The organism is Klebsiella sp. GG_Kp146 (genome assembly GCF_040061975.1).
In the GTDB taxonomy this organism is placed as follows: domain Bacteria; phylum Pseudomonadota; class Gammaproteobacteria; order Enterobacterales; family Enterobacteriaceae; genus Klebsiella; species Klebsiella quasipneumoniae.
The window spans coordinates 40,583-57,365 of the sequence record NZ_JBEAHA010000038.1 but is presented as its reverse complement, the minus strand read 5'-3'; the positions used below and the strand labels follow the sequence as shown (position 1 = coordinate 57,365).

Sequence of the window (16,783 nt, the reverse complement as noted above, 5' to 3'; positions counted from 1 at the left end):
TGAAAACAGGACTGTAAATGATCGATGACATCCGCTACCTGATAGTCTTTGCCAAAATTGTCGAGAGCGGTTCTGTTTCAGGCGGCGCCGCGGCGTTAGGATTGTCGACCGCAACAGCAAGCGCACATTTATCCAGGCTTGAGAAAAACCTTAACAGCGCTTTGCTCTACAGAAATACCCGAAAGCTTTCTCTAACACAAGATGGCGAAAGTGTGCTGGAGACCGCCAGGTCGATGCTCGAGCTTTATGAAAAAGGCGTCATTGAGTTTAAGCAACGTTCGGTATCCACAGCCGGTAAGCTGCGTATTTCCATACCTGCCGTTTTTTTAAACAGCCCATTCACTCACCATCTTGCAAATTTCATTAAAGAGAACCCGGATATTGCTCTGAGCATTTCTTATAGTGACCTGCGCGAGGACATTATTGCCGACAGTATTGATGTCGCCTTTCGCATTGGCGAGCTCCCCGATAGCGCTCTCAAGGCACGGCACCTGTTTGTTCTGCCGCGAAAGCTGGTGGCAGCAAAGGGCTTTCTCCTGCGCTATCCCCCCGTTGATCATCCCGCTATGCTTGAATCAATGCCGTGGATTGGGCTGACGATGAGGGAGAATGTGCGCGAGTTCAGACATCGCAACGGCGAACAGGCGATAATAAAGTATACACCCGGCGTGTATGTCGATAGTGTTGAGGCCGCCTATGCCCTTGCCAGGCAACAAATTGGCCTGGCCGCTCCGCCGCGTTTTCTCTGCGAAAAGGATATCCGCCGCGGCGACATGCAGGAACTACTTCCTGACTGGTCATTAGCCCCGCTAAAAGTGTATGCCCTATGGCCTGGCAATATTTCAGTTAGCGGCGCGGCCTATAAACTGATTAATTATATCTATAATGCCATTGAACATCAGCCGCTATGAATAGGTAATATACTGCGAATACAGTATGTAACCCGCAGTCATGCACAATAATCCGCCCATCACCAGATTAAACAGGCGGATCTGTGCTCTGCTTTTGAGAATCGCTGACATTTTATCACCGAATATCGCCCAGGCCGCCAGGGACAGATAGCAGACAAAAAAGTAGATGATAATAAATAGCGATATACTCAGGCGCGACGAGGGTTCAGAAAACAAGGCGACGCCAGAGGCACAGGCAGCCCAGGCTTTAGGATTGAGCCATTGCATTAAAAAACCCTGCGCAAACCCCGGCGCCTGTGCTTTTTTCAGTGTCCATTCCGGATGTGAAGTAGCAATTTTATAGCCCTGAAACAAGATAAATAACGAACCAACGATATTCAGATAGCTAAAAAACCAGGGGGACGTTGCGATGGCCGCGTAGAGTCCAAAACTAATAAAGACCAGTAACAATGTAAAACCAATAGTGGCGCCCGAGACGAAAGAAAATGTTTTTCTGAATCCATGCGCAGCGCCGGAAGAGATAATAATCATATTAACCGGACCTGGCGAAAATGACAGGGCCAGCGCAAACATAAGCATAGTAACGATCAAAACCATTTATTTATCCGTTTTCCAGGGAGAGATATCGTGGCAGGTGGTTTTATTACCACCTGCATGACGTTATTGAAAGACTACCTCGATATCGCAACGGGATTAAGTGGCTTTTCTCTAAATGTGTATTTGATTATTTTCGCGCTATTTCTCCTGACCGGCGCCTGGCGCAATCCCCTGCGATCAAAGCACGGCCAGTGAAAAGCGCCTGATAAGGAAAACACCCAATCGATCGCTTCTCACCGCCCGATGGCCTATGCGCTCAAACCGCGATTTTTCAGCATCGGCTCAATCTGTGGATCGTGCCCGCGCCACTGGCGATAAAGTTCAGCTAAATCAGCGCTATTGCCGCGCGACAGAATCGCTTCCCGGAAGCGCTGACCGTTCTCACGGGTCAAACCGCCCTGCTCCACAAACCACTGATAGCCGTCGTCGGCCAGCATCTGGGTCCACAGATAGGCGTAATAGCCTGCCGCATAGCCGCCGCCGAAGATATGGGAGAAGCATCCTTTTCAACGTGTGCATTTACCAATAAAAATCATAAAGTTAACTTCTTTTTATTATGAAAATCCCGTTGATTTAAGCATAAATACAATCTCATATAATTCAGTCAGTTGCATATATTTTTGGGGAAGACATTCTCTCAACAATGCCTAATCAGCACCTTTAGCAGTTCATTTTTCATACTGATAACTATCAAATAGTGTCCAGTAAGGATGAGGTAACGACTCTATTCTGTTGACCTATAATTTTAAGTCTGGCATCTGACTGGAGGTAACCATGTGCGGGCGCTTTGCTCAATCACAGACATGCGAAGATTCATACCTGAGCAGAATCGAAATCTTCTTTAGGATGATACAAAATAACCTTTCCCCGCAACGAACTGCGGGAAAAGGTTACACTAATCAATTATCTCTTCCAGAAAGGAAGGTCATCATCAGCCAGACGATCAAACTCCTCGACGGGTCTTTTACTATCCTCTATTGCATAGGGTATCTCAGTTCTCCCAAGTAGCATGGGAACAAATTCACCAAAGTCATCATGAAGGAAAAGAGTCATATCATAGGCGATATTAAATGCTTTGAAAATTGTACTGAAAAACGATCCCAAATCAGCAGCCTGCGTGTCCCATGACGTTTTATTCTTATCGACTCCGAACATTGAATAGAACTCGTTATGCAGGGGAAGCCTTGCAAGGCGTGCTTGTATCTCGTCCATTTCTAGCTTTGCTGTTTTTATCTCATCAAAACTCAAAGCTTTTTTATATAGTTTTAACATTACCACAGGATAGCTTGCATCCCTGCGCCCCTGTTCGAGAGTTTCAGACACTGTCTTAAAAAACAGTTCAACATCATCAGGGGAACCCAGCTCATATATAGTTGAAGCACCTAAGAGACCAATTTTACTCATTTTTCGATAAACCTTATATTCGAAGCTTTAATTATTCCATTTGCTTTACTGCTGATGTCTTTAAGGATTTTTCGTCGAATTTCATCAGTTAAGAGCTGCCCTCTGACATCAATGACCAGCTCGTGTACCATTCCCTGGGGCAAGTGCACTAGGCGTGCTACAGCTTGTTCCAAAACCTCGTTAATCAAACCACTAAGAGGGATATTACCACCGATCCGCTGGGCTCCAACGTCGCCGAGGTGGTCCGCCACGCCGAATGCTCGGTACTGGTGGTCCGCTAACTTTCATGATAACGGCCTTCACTAAGATCACCCATTCATTGAGCACTCACACGCGACGTCTATACTTTTAGTCTTACTGACTGGAGGTTTCTATGTGTGGACGTTTTGCACAAGCCCAAACCCGTGAAGAATATCTTGCATACCTGGCGGATGAAGCCGAGCGCGACATTGCATACGACCCTGAGCCGATTGGGCGTTACAACGTGGCGCCGGGGACTAAAGTTTTGCTCGTGAGCGAACGCGATGAACAGCTACACCTCGATCCGGTCCACTGGGGTTACGCGCCAGGGTGGTGGGATAAACCGCCATTGATTAATGCCCGGGTTGAGACCGCAGCCAACAGCAGGATGTTTAAACCCCTGTGGCAGCACGGTCGAGCGATCTGCTTTGCCGATGGCTGGTTCGAATGGAAAAAAGAAGGCGACAAGAAGCAGCCATACTTTATCCATCGTGCCGATGGCCAGCCGATATTCATGGCGGCAATCGGCAGCGTACCTTTCGAACGCGGGGATGAAGCAGAAGGTTTTCTGGTAGTGACGTCTGCGGCCGACAAAGGCCTAGTCGACATTCACGACCGCCGGCCGCTGGTCTTGGCGCCCGAAGCCGCGCGGGAATGGATGAGGCAGGATGTCACAGGGGCGAAGGCAGTTGAAATTGCCGGAGACGGAGCAGTATCCGCCCACCATTTCACCTGGCACCCGGTATCGCGGGCAGTAGGTAATGTTAAAAATCAGGGGGCAGAATTGATTGAGGCTATCAAAAATCTATAACTTGAACACACAGCCAAAAGCGGACATTTTAACAGCAATTAAAAAGATAGATAAAATGCAATCTCAGTCAATGATTAGGAGTCAACTCTATTTAGAGGGTTAGAAATAGTAATTCCTCACCCGGTTAACATCATATTATCGGGTGAGGTTGCTACGTTTCCAGATCAAGACTTCTGTGACTTACTTCCACTCTGTTTTTCATGAATCTGAATATCAATCGCAGAATCATCACTACGTACCTCGTAGTAACGTTCAGGCTTCCGATAAACGTTCACCATCTGATGGCCGGTCGAGAATGTATTCTCTTCAAGATATCTTGCATCGCCCCAAATCATCTTCTCAATTTCATTCGAACCATATTCGCAGTACGCACCACTTGCTTTCACCAACTTCTCAATCTCAGTAACTTTGCGTAAATTTCCAATATTCTCTGTTTCAGCATCAGGCATGACGATGAACAAGTTATCGCGTGCGCGGCTGATCGCTACATTAAGAATATTCTGTTTATTCAGGAACATACGAGAGTCACTTGAAATGCTTGGCGGCGGATTAAGAACCGCAATAATAATATTGCATTCATCTCCCTGGAATCCGTGAATCGTACCGACCTGAACATTTATAGTATCAGATTTGGTAAGCCATGAATCATTCAACTTGCTCAGGAGATTAGCTTGAGCGCGATAAGGAGCGATGACTCCTATACGGATTATCTCTGAATTTTTTCTCTGTATCTTCCCTGACAGCCAGCGAACAAATTCGAAAGTGAACAATGCTGAATAAGTCTGATAAGGTGTTCCGCTCTCCATTCGTTTTGCCCGGTAAATACTTTCATATTTACTGACCGGAAATTTGATGAGATTTATCGGCATAGCATCAAATCCGCAAAAACTAAACGAACAGGGAGATTCTGCCTTACGGTGATGTTGCAAGATCCCGTCATAAGTGAAACGGCTATAAACTTCACCAATTGCAGGAATACTTCGATACTGTGTTTCCAGATTGACTATCGGGTAATCATGAGGCTCCGTCGACGGCTGCGCAAAAGAACCTCGCTTATTGAGACCGACCAGCGTGTAAATGTTCTCATCTTTCCATTCTTCTACAGCAACAATCGGCCCAATCTGGAAAGGATCTCCAGCGATAATGAACTTTCGTGGACGGGTGCGATAAAGTGGATAAATGATGTTGGCTAACGAAATCATTGACGCTTCGTCAATAACGACTGTATCCCACTCCATGTCATAAAGTTTTTTACCATACTCACCAGTAAATCCATCATAGGCGAAGCGAGCAATGGTGGTGATTGTTATAGAGCGATCCAATGCGCCGATGTTGAATGTTCTGTCCCGCCATACTCCAGCGTTTTCAATACGCGCATCAACAGATGATCCGAAACGCACCAACCACTCCTGATATGAGGTATCCTCAACCATCGCCTCCACGATACGGGTCGTCAACACGTCTGCAGCCTTGTTGGTTGGCGCTAGGACAAGCACGTTTTCCTTCCCGCAACCCTTCATTTTTGGTATCAGCACTTTTTCTGCGAGATGAGTCGTCTTACCTGTTCCTGGTGGACCAAACACAAACTCAATATCAGGCGTCAGGCCCGTTTTCATCGCAAACGTTTCGTTTAATCTTAATTCCTGGAATCGTTCCAGTAACACCTGCTGCAGGAACGATGGATTCTGGACTTCAATACGTGCTTCCACCACCTCTTTCAGTGCCATCCCTTGTAAATCATCGGCAGATTCCAGTTTACCGAGCAATGAAAATTCTCTGGCCGTAAACGACTCAATACGTAATTTTCCTGTACGCCCATTACCAAAATCGAGATCCACACGTATGCCGGAAAGTTCTTCAATAGATTGTGGAATGAAGCGACTAGGTTCTTTCAGTACGATGGTTCTGGATGATTGTTCATCGTACTCAACCTTGCCAAAGCCAATAGAAATAGTCTTACTGTCAGCATTCTTTGTTCTGGTTGCTAAGCATTCAAGTTCCAACAAAGCCAGAAACCAGCCATAACTGTAGCGAGGTAATTCGTTGGCCTTGTCATATAACGTTTGCTCATGCTCCAGACGGTCAATTTCACTGGCATAACGGTCTTTGGCCAGGTCAATTTTATTGCCGTAGTTAACCGTTTTTGGCGTGTAATCGTCTGTGTCGATGCTCTCGTCGCTTTGACGATCTGCTACCACAGAATAGTCTTTCTGCGGGCCATCCGAGTGGGTGTCCTGGACGGATGGACGGCGTCGAGCAATATCACGGATGAATGGTGAGTCGGCCACTGGCTGATCTTTGTCAACGGGCCCCACGATTGGTTGGAATGAATCTTGCTTTTTTCGCTTAGCATCTTCAATCGCTATGCGGATTTCGTCCTCTGACAAACCGGAGTGTTCAATTGCATCCGCCAGTCTAATCTTTCTGGCTTCCTCGGGGCTTAAATGTATCTCATCACGAATGTTCAAAAAGTTGATGAGCATCTTTGCTTCTGAACTGACTGTGTCGTATTGCTCTGCAAGCGTTTGAATCGTGATCTCTTTGGCGGAAACCCATGCTCCATACTTATCAAGGATCCAGCGGGCTGTACGCAATTGTTCTTGCTCTGCGGATTCGTAACATTCGCTTCGATTTGAATAATAAAACCATACATGCTTGCCGCTGAGCTGGTGAATAAATTGTGGGAGTAATTTCCACAGCAGGAGTGACCGTGGCAAGTCAATATTTGCGATGATCTGCTGACAGCCATCAACTTTTTTTTCATACAGCTTGTGCGAACGTCCTTCTAAGGATAAGTGTCGTTCGCGCAGCTCTTGCCACTCAATATAGCGCCCTTCTGAGATTATTTTAGGGCGATCTGCAATTCCCAGTTTTTTGAAAAAGTCCTTAAGTGCAGGATATTCTTTTTCGCTAAACATTTCGTGGTATTTTTCCAAAAACAGAAACGGTGTTTCTGGCTTGGTCGTGAACCAGGTTTGCAAATCCTCGGTCGGCATGTAGATGTCATCGGCTTTGCCATGAGAAAACCCATTCTTTCCAGCCGTTATGTAGAGAAGAAAAGCTTTATCCTTAATAAGATTAATAAATTCTGAAACGTCTTCGTTTTTACACTCTTTGAAGTAACGGAAGAATCGGCCGAAATGGGTGTCGGCGTTATCAGGGCTGCTGGTGCTGTTATAGGCCGGGAGGATCTTGTTGTAGATCTCATCACGCAGGCTTGGCTTCTTGATTCCAAATTTTTCAATAAACTCACGAGTGCTCTCGTCGGACAGCAATTCGACATTGACGGTCTTGTAGCCGTCAATATCGTCGTCTGGTAGAAACAGGATGAGTTGATTCCTGGCATCAAAGGCCGGAATTGCCTGACCTTGCTGGTCAAGAAAGATAGGCTTATCTTTCACAATTTTTTGGTAAGAATTGCGTCCGGCAAGATATATATAGAGTCTGTGCAGCCATTTTATTGACTGACTGGCGATAAAGTCAGCGGTAAGTTTCTTAAGTGTAGCTTCGGGATCAAGACTTGATACGATAAGATTAGGTTCTCTTATTGACCATACCCTAGCATCGCCGCCGTCGATGTAATCAGCCAGAGCCTTATTAACATTTTGTACGTCTTTCTTGCCACGACTACGAAAAATCCAATTCGCGTTCTCTGTACCCGTCAATTGCGCCAGTTGCATGTCAGAGAATAATTCAACCAGTTCACTGTCTGCTGCCCAATAGGAGCAGCTTTTTGGTGAGTAGTTAGCATTGGCGGCAGGGAGCAACGTATCGGTCTGGAGTTTGGTTTTGATAGCAGAATAGAACGGCTTGAACGAAATTTTTCTCCGGTCGTCCAGTTCACTGAACTGACTTTCGTCATAGGGAATAATGTCAAAGATGCCATCATCGAGTAGTTTTTTATCACGAATAATGGGTAAACTATCCGCTGCAAGTTGCGCCAACTGCTGAATCAGTTGCTGGTTATGCTTTTCTCCTGCTTTGATACCTTCACGACTATCCGTTAACAGAAATGGCGCGTGAAGGATAAATTTCAGATGTGTTATTTCTTTGGTCGGGAAAAAACAGAATGCTGGATGTTCAACAGGCTCGAGTTTCCCGTCTTCTCCAATAGCATACCCTATTGTGCAGGCATTTCTGTTCGCGTGATTGTGTGTAAACAGGAGTAATTGATGAATAGCCTTAATGTCACCCAATTCTAATGTCAGCACCAGTTTTCGCGCCAGAATGTCCTCTTGCTCCAGCTCCTCTACAATTTTTTTAGTATATCTACCGTTAGTTTCACCTACGGTAAAGGATACCGATTTTAACGTCGAAAGGAATAAAACTGGAAATTCAAGCGCTTTCAATTTTTCAAAAATTTCGTTGTAGCTCTCCAGTGGCGTTTTTTCTTTATGGTCAAACGGAAAGAAAAAAACGGTATCTGAAGCATCGCGCCAATCAAGGTCAGCATTCAGCATCTGCGGCACGATGAAACGTTCGATCTTAAAACGAATTCTAGGGTCGTATATGTGTGGGGTTTGCGTGTATTGAAAGACAGCTTTAAATCCTACACCGAACTTACCTATAGACGCCTCTGTCTTACTTGAGTTAGCGATGGAGGTGATTGAATTGATATGTCCTAAAGCACCGTTGCCAGCGTCTTCACCTTCGCAGTGCGGGTCAGATACGGAAAAGTGAATAGAGCCATTATGAATGAAATACAGCCCATCTTGATCAAGGCGGAAGCTCACCGATGTTGCTCTGACATCATCTGCGTTTTGCAAAAGCTCGTAGATGAAATGCGCTTGGTCGGAATACTTGTCCACAACGCTGCGCTGGATGCCACGCATTGATGGTTTTTCCAGAGTGTTAGCATTATCCGCACGATCTTGCATTAGGGCGTAAAACCATTCTTTTTCCTGTTCGGTCAATCTATCTTCATGCGATTTCATCTAAAACTAGCCTTAAAGTTTAGTTGAGCTGTGTTCATTCAAAAACAAACTCAGACGATATTCAATCCACTACCGGAGTGGACTGCCCCTTGCTCTTGCGTAGCGTATGGCTTCCCACATCTAGGAAACCTGGACGGCATCAGTACTTGCCGTACTCAGTCAAAACCGCGTTGTGGGGAACTGGCTGGCCCTTTGTAAGTATCCGCTTAACTAATCCATTCGCTTTTAGAGAATTCTCAGAGAACGGTTCAGGTATCTTATAAGGCCAATGTCCGCTCCTCGCTCTAAGCGGACCGTAGTAGCAGTACAACCACTAAATGTTAAGGCTGAGTCACCTGACTTTGAGCAGGTCACAGAACCTCGTAGTATAGCGCGGCGAAAGCATTTCTCGCTTCATCTGCCAGGCGGTCTGGATCCCCTGCCCTGCAAAATACAGTGTACCCCTGCCATCCTTTGCGTTGAGATGGTCGAGAACTTCCATCAGTTTCTCGCTGTTCTTCCGCGGTGCGTTGTCGTCGAAGAGGTTGAGCTGCGCTACGCCCTGGCTGTAGAAATCTCCCAGCATTACGCCTGCTTTCTGGTAGCGATGCCCGTCTCGCCAGATTGCATCGAGACATTTCGTCGCCACAGTGATGATGTCCCGGCTATCCTGGGTCGGTGTAAGCAGCTTTACTGATGCATTGTTCCCGTAGTATGGCTCGTTCAGCGCAAAGGGACTGGTTTTGACAAAAGCGGAGATAAACCGGCAATACTGATGCTCGCCACGGAGCTTCTCCGCAGCTCGCGATGCGTATGAACATATAGCCTGTCTCATCTCATGGTATTCAGTGATACGGCCGCCGAACGAACGGCTGCACACGATTTCCTGCTTTACCGGCGCGAACTCCTCAAGACCGAGACATGGCTCTCCGCGCAGCTCCCGCACTGTTCTTTCCAGCACAACATTAAAATGCTTCCGGATAAAACGGATATCGGTATCCGCCAGCTGCAGTACCGTTTTAATGCCCATTGTCTCCAGATTTTTACTGATACGGCGCCCAACCCCCCAGACCTCATCCACCGGAAGCAAAGCCATCAACTTTCTCTGCCGTTCCAGATTCGACAAATTAACCACGCCTCCGGTCTGCCGCTGCCACTGTTTCGCGGCGTGATTGGCCAGCTTCGCCAGGGTTTTAGTCTGGGCTATGCCGACGCCGACCGTGAGGTGCGTCCTGCGCAGAACCGTCTCGCGAATTTCCCTGCCAAAGTCGGTAAGATCGCGACAGTTTCGCACACCATTAAGATCGCAAAATGCCTCATCAATACTGTAAATTTCGCAGCGTGGAGAGAGTTCCTCCAGTGTTGTCATCACTCGGTTGGACATATCGGCATAAAGCTCATAGTTGCTGCTAAACGCGATAATACCGTGCCGGCGAAATATGTCCTTTTGCTTGAAATAAGGCTCACCCATTTTGACGAAGGGCTTCGCCTCTTGCGAACGGGCGATCACACAGCCGTCGTTGTTTGACAGAACGACTATCGGCCGCCCCTTCAGGTCAGGACGAAATACAGTTTCGCAGGATGCGTAAAATGAGTTCACATCGCAAAGTGCAAACATCTCAGCCAGCCGATTTGATGATGTAAGTTACGACCCCGAACACATCGAGAGTATCCTCGCTACCGACGACTATCGGCGAATATGCAGGGTTCATTGGGTTAAGCTGAACCCGCGGATGCAGTTGCAGCTTCTTAACGGTGAATTCCCCATCCACAGCAGCAATAACGATATCGCCATGAACTGCTGTTCTTGAGCTATCCACGACCAGAAGATCACCTTCCTTAACCGGCTGGAAAATATTTATGAATCGTCTTCACCCCCACCCCTGTCTCATCGGCTACCTGCTGCCTGGTAGCGCCCGTACCCAACATCCTGCGGCATCGCTCCACAACCTCAGTGGACATTACCCGGCGGCGTCCGCCGACTCTCTCCTGCTCCCTCGCAGCGGCTAAACCGGCTCGGGTACGCTCCACTATCAACTCGCGCTCCATTTCCGCCAGGGCGCTCATGAAGTGGAAGGTGATCATCATGCGTGTAGAGATCAGCATTGCCAAAGGGTTCAATACATGCTTTGAAAGAAGAAATGACCCGACGGATTAGCGAGCAGTACGATGATGTTGAAGTGATCGTGAAGACGGCCAGCAACGACGGTTTGAGTGTGCTGTGGGCGACCAATAAGGAAATCGCGAAGGAGTTTGTGGAAGAAACGTTGCAAAATACCTGGGAGACGGCGGACGACTGGTTTGTGCGTTGATTTGTATTATATAGTTAGTGTGAATATAATTATAGAGGCTATACCTTGTATTTATAGCCTCTATTTATTACTTTATCTTTTAGGAACCACAAAACTATCACCATAGTGGCAATAAGTCGGGTTCTTAGCGATAACCGGATCTTTTACCCCATCCAATATTAACTTCTTCTGTAGCTCTTTCCATTTGATATTTGGATATTTTTCAATTATTAAAGGAAAATACTCCTTGGGGATGAATCTTATTAAACCCGCATTTTTCTCTCTATAATTCTTCTGCCAAGAATGCTTGCCAAAATCATGCACGCCAGTATGGACAAAGAAGCGCTTTACCACATTTACATCACTTTCCTTCATTCCTAACACCAATATTCTATCTGCTTGATCTTTAGTGCATACTTGGGTCCAATAAAGATAATCATGCACCACTGCTGCTCGCCCGTACTCTCCCTTTGACTTGAGCCCCAAACGAGATAGCTCGGGAGGTATAGAAGCAAAGTCTGTAACAAACCCCGCAGGAATAACAATCTTTTCTCCTGTATTTCCAATCTCATAAATCATATCCGAATACAAATACTCATATACACCATCATTCAGAGAAATTGAAATTGCAGGCCCAGGAGCCTTAAAGAGGGTAGCATTGTCGGTTAACAAGAAAGAGCTACGTTTTACCTCGTTAGTTTTTAAATCTATCGGTTGATTAGCGTAAGAATCACAAAGAAACGATTGAAATAAAAAACACACAAGAATTAGAATTACTTTATGAATTATCAGGTTGATTTCTCTTTTTTTACGTAACATACCCCCTCCTTTATAAAAAATATCAACCACTATATACATTAGTCAATACACAAAATTTTCCTTGGTATTTTTAAAAAAAAATTCATCGCCTAAAAATTAACAAAGAAGAAGATAGAAACTCTTAAATATCAAATAAAATAAAAATATCCACCTCTCTACCGCACTCACGTCTGCGATCTGCTGACGGACCACAACAAATTTATGAAGGCGGAAGAGATTTTGCAGAATGCTGCGACGGAATACCCGAGCTGGGCGATGTACCCTGTTCTTTGGATTCGACGACACTATGCGGCAGGTGACACGCTGTCAGAAATCAGTTTCGTTGCCTCAATGCTGTCTGATTTGTGGATTTTTTATCGCTGTATTGCACCGGGAGGTATTTGTAAATCGTCTTCACCCCCACCCCTGTCACATCTGCGATCTGCTGCCTGGTAGCGCCGTTCTCCAGCATTCTGCGACACCGCTCCACAACTTCAGTGGTCATTACTCGGCGACGGCCACCGACTCTCCCCTGCTCCCTCGCTGCGGCTAAACCGGCGCGGGTACGCTCGACGATCAGCTCGCGCTCCATTTCTGCCAGGGCGCTCATGACGTGGAAGAAAAAGCGGCCTGCTGGCGTACTGGTATCGATGCTGTCGGTCAGACTGCGGAAATTTACCCCGCGAGCCTGCAGCTCCGACACGAGCGTAATCAGATCGCGCACGCTGCGGCCAAGTCGGTCCAGTTTCCAGACCACCAGCACATCGCCGGGCTTAAGCCTGCGTAAGGCGCGCTTTAACCCTGGCCGCCGGGCATTTTTCCCGCTGGCCATATCCTCAAAAACCAGCTCACATTCTGCGCGGATCAGCGCGTTTTTCTGTAAATCGAGGTTTTGATCCCCGGTTGATACCCTCGCATAGCCAATCAGCACGATCTAATTCCTTGAAATAGCTGATTGTAAAAGGCCGCTGCCATTCGCTCAAACCCTCGTTTGGGCGAATACCGTTTTGGAGCAAAAAAACATGGCCTTTGATCCGCCTCTTGGGAGCACTTCGCCCGCGGTGCTGCTCGATAACGCCACTCGCCTGGATAATTTGCTGAATAGCCTGGCACTGGTTTTCCCTGACCGCTCCGGGGCTGATCTGGATACCTGGCGAGGTATCATGTCGCGGATTTCGACTACGCTGGACGATATCCGGCGCAACCTGGTTCCGTTGAGCCGTCAGTATATGACCCTCACGGAAGCGCAGGCGGATATCGCGAACATTCCGCCCGGCTCTGCGACGTTCGTTCGTAGCACAGCCGACGATGCTCTCGCAGATGAATACATCAATATCAGCGGCACACTCACCGCGACCGGTAAAAGGGGTCAGGCCCATCGGGATGATTTAACAACAGGTCGTATCGAAGATGGTTCCCGTGAGCCTGAAATGAAAAAGGCCGCGCAAGTGCGCAGCATCCAATATGGCGACTACTACAACCAATACCGAACAAATACCCACACGCAGAGTGCTAGCCCGATGACCACCATGATTTTGCTCATTGACGCTCCTGAGTGAAAAGTTACTTTTGCCGTTCCGGCCAAGTGATTATCTCAATAACGGCGGAGCAAAGTTCCGTTTAAGTCTGTGAATTACTGGTTCATGCAAATTTTTTTAAAAGTTACTTTTAATGGCCAGTAATGCACGCTGCCAGTGCAGCGAGGATAGCCGCAATGGTCCCAAGGTAGAGGGATTGGGTTGTGGTGCTGTGCGTCAGCAGTTCCTTCGTCGCCTTGGTATCCGCCGCAACCGAACCAACTAGCATCAGAAAAAGCCACAACGGAAAGAGCTCTGGTTTGGCTCGACATCTGTTAGGGTGGAACAGCCCTCAAATGTCAAATGCTCTTACCTATTGTGTGCCCTGTTTCGTAGGTCTGGCGGCCAGGCGAGCAATCTGGCACTTATAAGGACTTATTTAAGCGTTAATGCTCATGCCCGTGTATCGTAGTTGCCGTCATGTGGCGGCTTTTGGACCTGTCTGATATTGTTGATTTGAGAAGACCACAATACTGACAAGGAGATTATCTAATGAGCAAGGTTGACTTTAAGTGCCTTGGCTGCGGCCAAAATCTCACTGTACTCAGTGAGGTCGAAATCAAGAGTGTAGAGGATATTGAGGGAACCACCTGCGCCAACTGCGGGAGGGTCATTAACAAATCTGACATTGACAATCAAGCACTTAACCATATCGATAAGCTTGTCCGGGACATGCTCGGGAAGCCCCTCAAGTAACTCAGAAATCTTACTTTCAATCCTGCTGGTATCTGCGGTTATGGGTGCCAGCACTTTTGCTTTCTTCATGGCAAATACCCCAGACAGCTAATTCAAAATAGTTGCGTTATTCAATCTGGTTCAGGGCTCTCGCGCATGGGCTTTAACGTGTCGTGCAACACGTCTCTACCCAAGAGCCCTGACCGGATTGCAGAGAGTCTGGTGTCCTAGTCTCATTAAGCCAAGTTACTAGCTGGTTCTGATAAATATTCTCAGCGAATCGTCAAAAAGCATTAATAATTATATTGGTGTTGAGATTTCCTGGCCCTCGATGAGGATTTTTATTTAGAGATAAATAAGGATTAAATATGCCTTGGGATAGATATTTAGCAGCGCAATATGCCAGAAACCATGCAGAAAACCATAGTACCGGGTTATGCGCTCGATATGTTACTGATGCAATTCACCATGGTGGACTTGCTATCCCCAGAACTCCTTTTGCCAAGGATATGGGGAATACTTTATTCGCAGCCGGTTTTAAGTACGCTATTGTCAGTATTGATATTGGAGATATTGCTGTAATCCAGCCGATAACAAACCACCCGTATGGCCATGTTTGCATCTATGATGGAGAGAGCTGGGTTAGTGATTTCATTCAGCGAACAATGTATCCGGGGCTGGCATACAGAAATGCAGCCCCTCCTTTCATCATTTTTCGGCATGCCTGATTTAAAAGTGAAATTGCAAATAGATAATGCCATACAAATCAGTTAACAACGTATAAAGGGCTCGCGATTGCGAGCCCTAATTCCCTCAACGATTGAAATAACGAACAATAACAACCATGAAAAAGATAATTGTTGCAGTTAGGGAAATTAATATTTAGCAGGGCTATCCACCTGTAACTGTTTGCCAGCAAGCGAACAGACGCTGCTACAAACTCCTACGAACGCAAGTATCGCAGCACTAGCAAGCCTACCTTTAGGCCCGAAGAAGGCAGCAATTTTAGCTGCAGCTTCAAGTTTTTCCTTATACTTGCTGAACACCACACATGCATCAGCAAAACTACCTTGTATCTGGGCCTCTTGAGCCTCTTCAAAAAAATCATTGAGCAATTTTGTCGCTTCTTCAATTTCTTCGTCAGAGGGTTCCTGAACTGTATCCGGGGTTATCATTTGTATGCCTCCAGAGATAAATTATGCTGTATGTAGTGACTAAGAGTTACTACAACTTAAAGAGTAAACCAACCTCCGTAAGATCACCGCTAATTTAAAACAAATACCTCATGGATTTACCGATGGCTGCAGCCCCCAAGAAAAGCAAAAACCCCGCCGAAGCAGGGTTTTGATGATTAGTTTCGTTCAGGCGCTATACACCATGATTGAGAGCATACGCGACAACTTCGGACAAAATCAAGCCCTGCGTATCGAAAAAGCAAAATATTGTCACTATCGTTTTAAAAATTGGTCGATTGCTGAAATTCTTTGTCTGCATGACGCTCTTCCTTCCAGCATACGTCCACCAGCGCATCGCAGAAAGGTTTCCAGTTGCGGGTCCATGTTCTGATGTGCAGGTCTGGGATAAGCGTCAGAATCGCTTTATAAGCATCAGTAGATGGCATCGTTGAAAAGCCATTCCCCGAACAGCGCTCACAGATTTTATATACCGGAGCTCCCTGCTCTCTTGTCGCTTTGCGGTCCAGAACCCGGCCAGAACCACCACAGCGGCAGCGAGCATTTATTTTCCCCTTACCGTCACAGGCTTCACACTTAGCGCTGAAGACGGCTTTTACTTCATTCCACTTATCCCAGTCGGACGGACGAACAGCACGGGACTTTTTAGCCCAATATGGTGCTTTGCCCCACGGATTAGAAACTTTGCGTTCCGTGGTAGTGGTTTCAATCTTTCCGGTGCCATTGCATACCCTGCAGACTCCCGTTGTTTCCGCGGACCGGGAATACTCCGCAAAGGCAAACTGCGCCAAAATCAGGCAGCAGCGCCCCAGCTCTTTACCAGCTGTTTTGCGTACGTTCTTCGGTGCGGTTTCAATCGCATACCGCGCTAGCGCCCGGACGGCCAACTGCTCATCTGTCTTGCTGATGCCAGCTTTACCGAAAAATGCAGCCAAGCCGAATCGTGCACGACTGCTGGTGGTACCGATGGCCGCCATAACATCTGTTCCGGTCAGGCGATTTGGTGTTGTGCTTTTCACGTCATCGCTGATGTGCATACCCTGAGGGCTGAAATGTTTTAAGGATGCTTCGAGTTTCATGCTTTCAGTAACCCCTCTTTTTTCCATATAGCCAAAGTTCTTAGCACGCCTTCCGCATGCATCAGGCGCAGTTCGTCGCGGGTGTAATCAGTGGTTTTCTTTCTGCCATCAATGAGATCGTGGCAAGCAATGCAGGCAATTGCTCCCTGGGTATCGTCCGGCTTGCATCCAGTTCCGCAGGTACCCGCCAGGCGGTAATGCGCCAGAACACTGGTTTCCGGATTGCCATTGCAATACCCGGGGATCCGTACTGTGCATTCGCGGCCTCGGGCCGCTTTGTGAAGGTTCGCCATA

15 protein-coding genes and 5 pseudogenes are annotated in these 16,783 nt (G+C 47.0%); 7 read left to right on the top strand and 13 right to left on the bottom strand.

Going from position 1 to position 16,783, the window contains the following annotated elements; translation table 11 throughout:
* Nucleotides 1-17: 17 nt before the first annotated feature.
* Nucleotides 18-911 carry a LysR family transcriptional regulator gene (locus ABLU95_RS21840; protein WP_241516066.1) on the top strand — a complete coding sequence of 298 codons (894 nt, stop codon included), beginning with the start codon at nt 18-20 and terminating at the stop codon, nt 909-911.
* On the opposite strand, the gene ABLU95_RS21835 is transcribed toward ABLU95_RS21840, so the two are convergent.
* Nucleotides 906-1,508, bottom strand: coding sequence for a LysE family translocator (locus ABLU95_RS21835; RefSeq protein WP_137916280.1), 603 nt, complete (start codon nt 1,506-1,508; stop codon nt 906-908). The genes ABLU95_RS21840 and ABLU95_RS21835 overlap by 6 nt on opposite strands.
* Before the next feature lie 30 nt (nt 1,509-1,538).
* On the opposite strand from ABLU95_RS21835, the gene ABLU95_RS21830 reads away from it, so the two are divergent.
* Nucleotides 1,539-1,703, top strand: a complete 165-nt coding sequence (locus tag ABLU95_RS21830) for a hypothetical protein (protein WP_157855516.1) — start codon at nt 1,539-1,541, stop codon at nt 1,701-1,703.
* 53 nt (nt 1,704-1,756) lie between these two features.
* Here ABLU95_RS21830 and ABLU95_RS21825 read toward each other — a convergent pair.
* Both ABLU95_RS21825 and ABLU95_RS21820 read right to left on the bottom strand, forming a co-directional pair.
* Nucleotides 1,757-2,005: pseudogene (locus ABLU95_RS21825) on the bottom strand (M3 family metallopeptidase); the annotation flags it as partial.
* 406 nt (nt 2,006-2,411) lie between these two features.
* Nucleotides 2,412-2,912: an Imm70 family immunity protein gene (locus ABLU95_RS21820; RefSeq protein WP_023289588.1), complete on the bottom strand. Its 501-nt coding sequence runs from the start codon at nt 2,910-2,912 to the stop codon at nt 2,412-2,414.
* Between the two features lie 188 nt (nt 2,913-3,100).
* Here ABLU95_RS21820 and ABLU95_RS21815 point away from each other — a divergent pair.
* A pseudogene (locus ABLU95_RS21815) lies at nt 3,101-3,193 on the top strand (hypothetical protein); the annotation flags it as partial.
* 92 nt (nt 3,194-3,285) lie between these two features.
* Nucleotides 3,286-3,963 carry an SOS response-associated peptidase gene (locus tag ABLU95_RS21810; RefSeq protein WP_023289587.1) on the top strand — a complete coding sequence of 226 codons (678 nt, stop codon included), beginning with the start codon at nt 3,286-3,288 and terminating at the stop codon, nt 3,961-3,963.
* 164 nt (nt 3,964-4,127) lie between these two features.
* On the opposite strand, the gene ABLU95_RS21805 is transcribed toward ABLU95_RS21810, so the two are convergent.
* The 4 genes and pseudogenes from ABLU95_RS21805 to ABLU95_RS21790 all read right to left on the bottom strand — a co-directional run.
* Nucleotides 4,128-8,897 carry an AAA domain-containing protein gene (locus ABLU95_RS21805; protein ID WP_241516067.1) on the bottom strand — a complete coding sequence of 1,590 codons (4,770 nt, stop codon included), beginning with the start codon at nt 8,895-8,897 and terminating at the stop codon, nt 4,128-4,130.
* A gap of 331 nt (nt 8,898-9,228) precedes the next feature.
* Nucleotides 9,229-10,494: a Y-family DNA polymerase gene (locus ABLU95_RS21800; protein WP_241516068.1), complete on the bottom strand. Its 1,266-nt coding sequence runs from the start codon at nt 10,492-10,494 to the stop codon at nt 9,229-9,231.
* A gap of 1 nt (nt 10,495) precedes the next feature.
* Nucleotides 10,496-10,714: pseudogene (locus ABLU95_RS21795) on the bottom strand (S24 family peptidase); the annotation flags it as partial.
* 1 nt (nt 10,715) lies between these two features.
* Nucleotides 10,716-10,952 (bottom strand): annotated as a pseudogene (locus tag ABLU95_RS21790) (helix-turn-helix domain-containing protein); the annotation flags it as partial.
* Nucleotides 10,953-10,962: 10 nt separating this feature from the next.
* On the opposite strand from ABLU95_RS21790, the pseudogene ABLU95_RS21785 reads away from it, so the two are divergent.
* Nucleotides 10,963-11,188: pseudogene (locus ABLU95_RS21785) on the top strand (DinI-like family protein).
* A gap of 72 nt (nt 11,189-11,260) precedes the next feature.
* On the opposite strand, the gene ABLU95_RS21780 reads toward ABLU95_RS21785, so the two are convergent.
* Nucleotides 11,261-11,986, bottom strand: coding sequence for a DUF1353 domain-containing protein (locus tag ABLU95_RS21780; RefSeq protein ID WP_241516069.1), 726 nt, complete (start codon nt 11,984-11,986; stop codon nt 11,261-11,263).
* A 313-nt stretch (nt 11,987-12,299) separates the two neighbouring features.
* Nucleotides 12,300-12,896: a recombinase family protein gene (locus tag ABLU95_RS21775; protein WP_023289580.1), complete on the bottom strand. Its 597-nt coding sequence runs from the start codon at nt 12,894-12,896 to the stop codon at nt 12,300-12,302.
* Nucleotides 12,897-12,987: 91 nt separating this feature from the next.
* On the opposite strand from ABLU95_RS21775, the gene ABLU95_RS21770 reads away from it, so the two are divergent.
* Nucleotides 12,988-13,524: a hypothetical protein gene (locus tag ABLU95_RS21770; protein WP_023289579.1), complete on the top strand. Its 537-nt coding sequence runs from the start codon at nt 12,988-12,990 to the stop codon at nt 13,522-13,524.
* A gap of 507 nt (nt 13,525-14,031) precedes the next feature.
* On the opposite strand, the gene ABLU95_RS21765 is transcribed toward ABLU95_RS21770, so the two are convergent.
* Nucleotides 14,032-14,307, bottom strand: a complete 276-nt coding sequence (locus tag ABLU95_RS21765; RefSeq protein ID WP_141650796.1) for a hypothetical protein — start codon at nt 14,305-14,307, stop codon at nt 14,032-14,034.
* A 278-nt stretch (nt 14,308-14,585) separates the two neighbouring features.
* Between ABLU95_RS21765 and ABLU95_RS21760 the strand changes: the two genes are divergently transcribed.
* Entirely contained in the window at nt 14,586-14,945 is a 360-nt protein-coding gene (locus tag ABLU95_RS21760; RefSeq protein WP_071787217.1) for a CHAP domain-containing protein, read from the top strand.
* A 147-nt stretch (nt 14,946-15,092) separates the two neighbouring features.
* On the opposite strand, the gene ABLU95_RS21755 is transcribed toward ABLU95_RS21760, so the two are convergent.
* The 3 genes from ABLU95_RS21755 to ABLU95_RS21745 all read right to left on the bottom strand — a co-directional run bounded on the left by ABLU95_RS21755 (nt 15,093) and on the right by ABLU95_RS21745 (nt 16,782).
* Nucleotides 15,093-15,392 carry a hypothetical protein gene (locus ABLU95_RS21755; RefSeq protein ID WP_348880394.1) on the bottom strand — a complete coding sequence of 100 codons (300 nt, stop codon included), beginning with the start codon at nt 15,390-15,392 and terminating at the stop codon, nt 15,093-15,095.
* A gap of 281 nt (nt 15,393-15,673) precedes the next feature.
* On the bottom strand, nt 15,674-16,489 hold the full coding sequence (locus ABLU95_RS21750) for an antitermination protein (protein ID WP_348880393.1): 816 nt from the start codon (nt 16,487-16,489) through the stop codon (nt 15,674-15,676).
* Nucleotides 16,486-16,782, bottom strand: coding sequence for a DUF1364 domain-containing protein (locus ABLU95_RS21745; RefSeq protein WP_241516103.1), 297 nt, complete (start codon nt 16,780-16,782; stop codon nt 16,486-16,488). Before ABLU95_RS21745 ends, ABLU95_RS21750 begins: the two co-directional genes overlap by 4 nt.
* Nucleotide 16,783 lies beyond the last annotated feature (1 nt).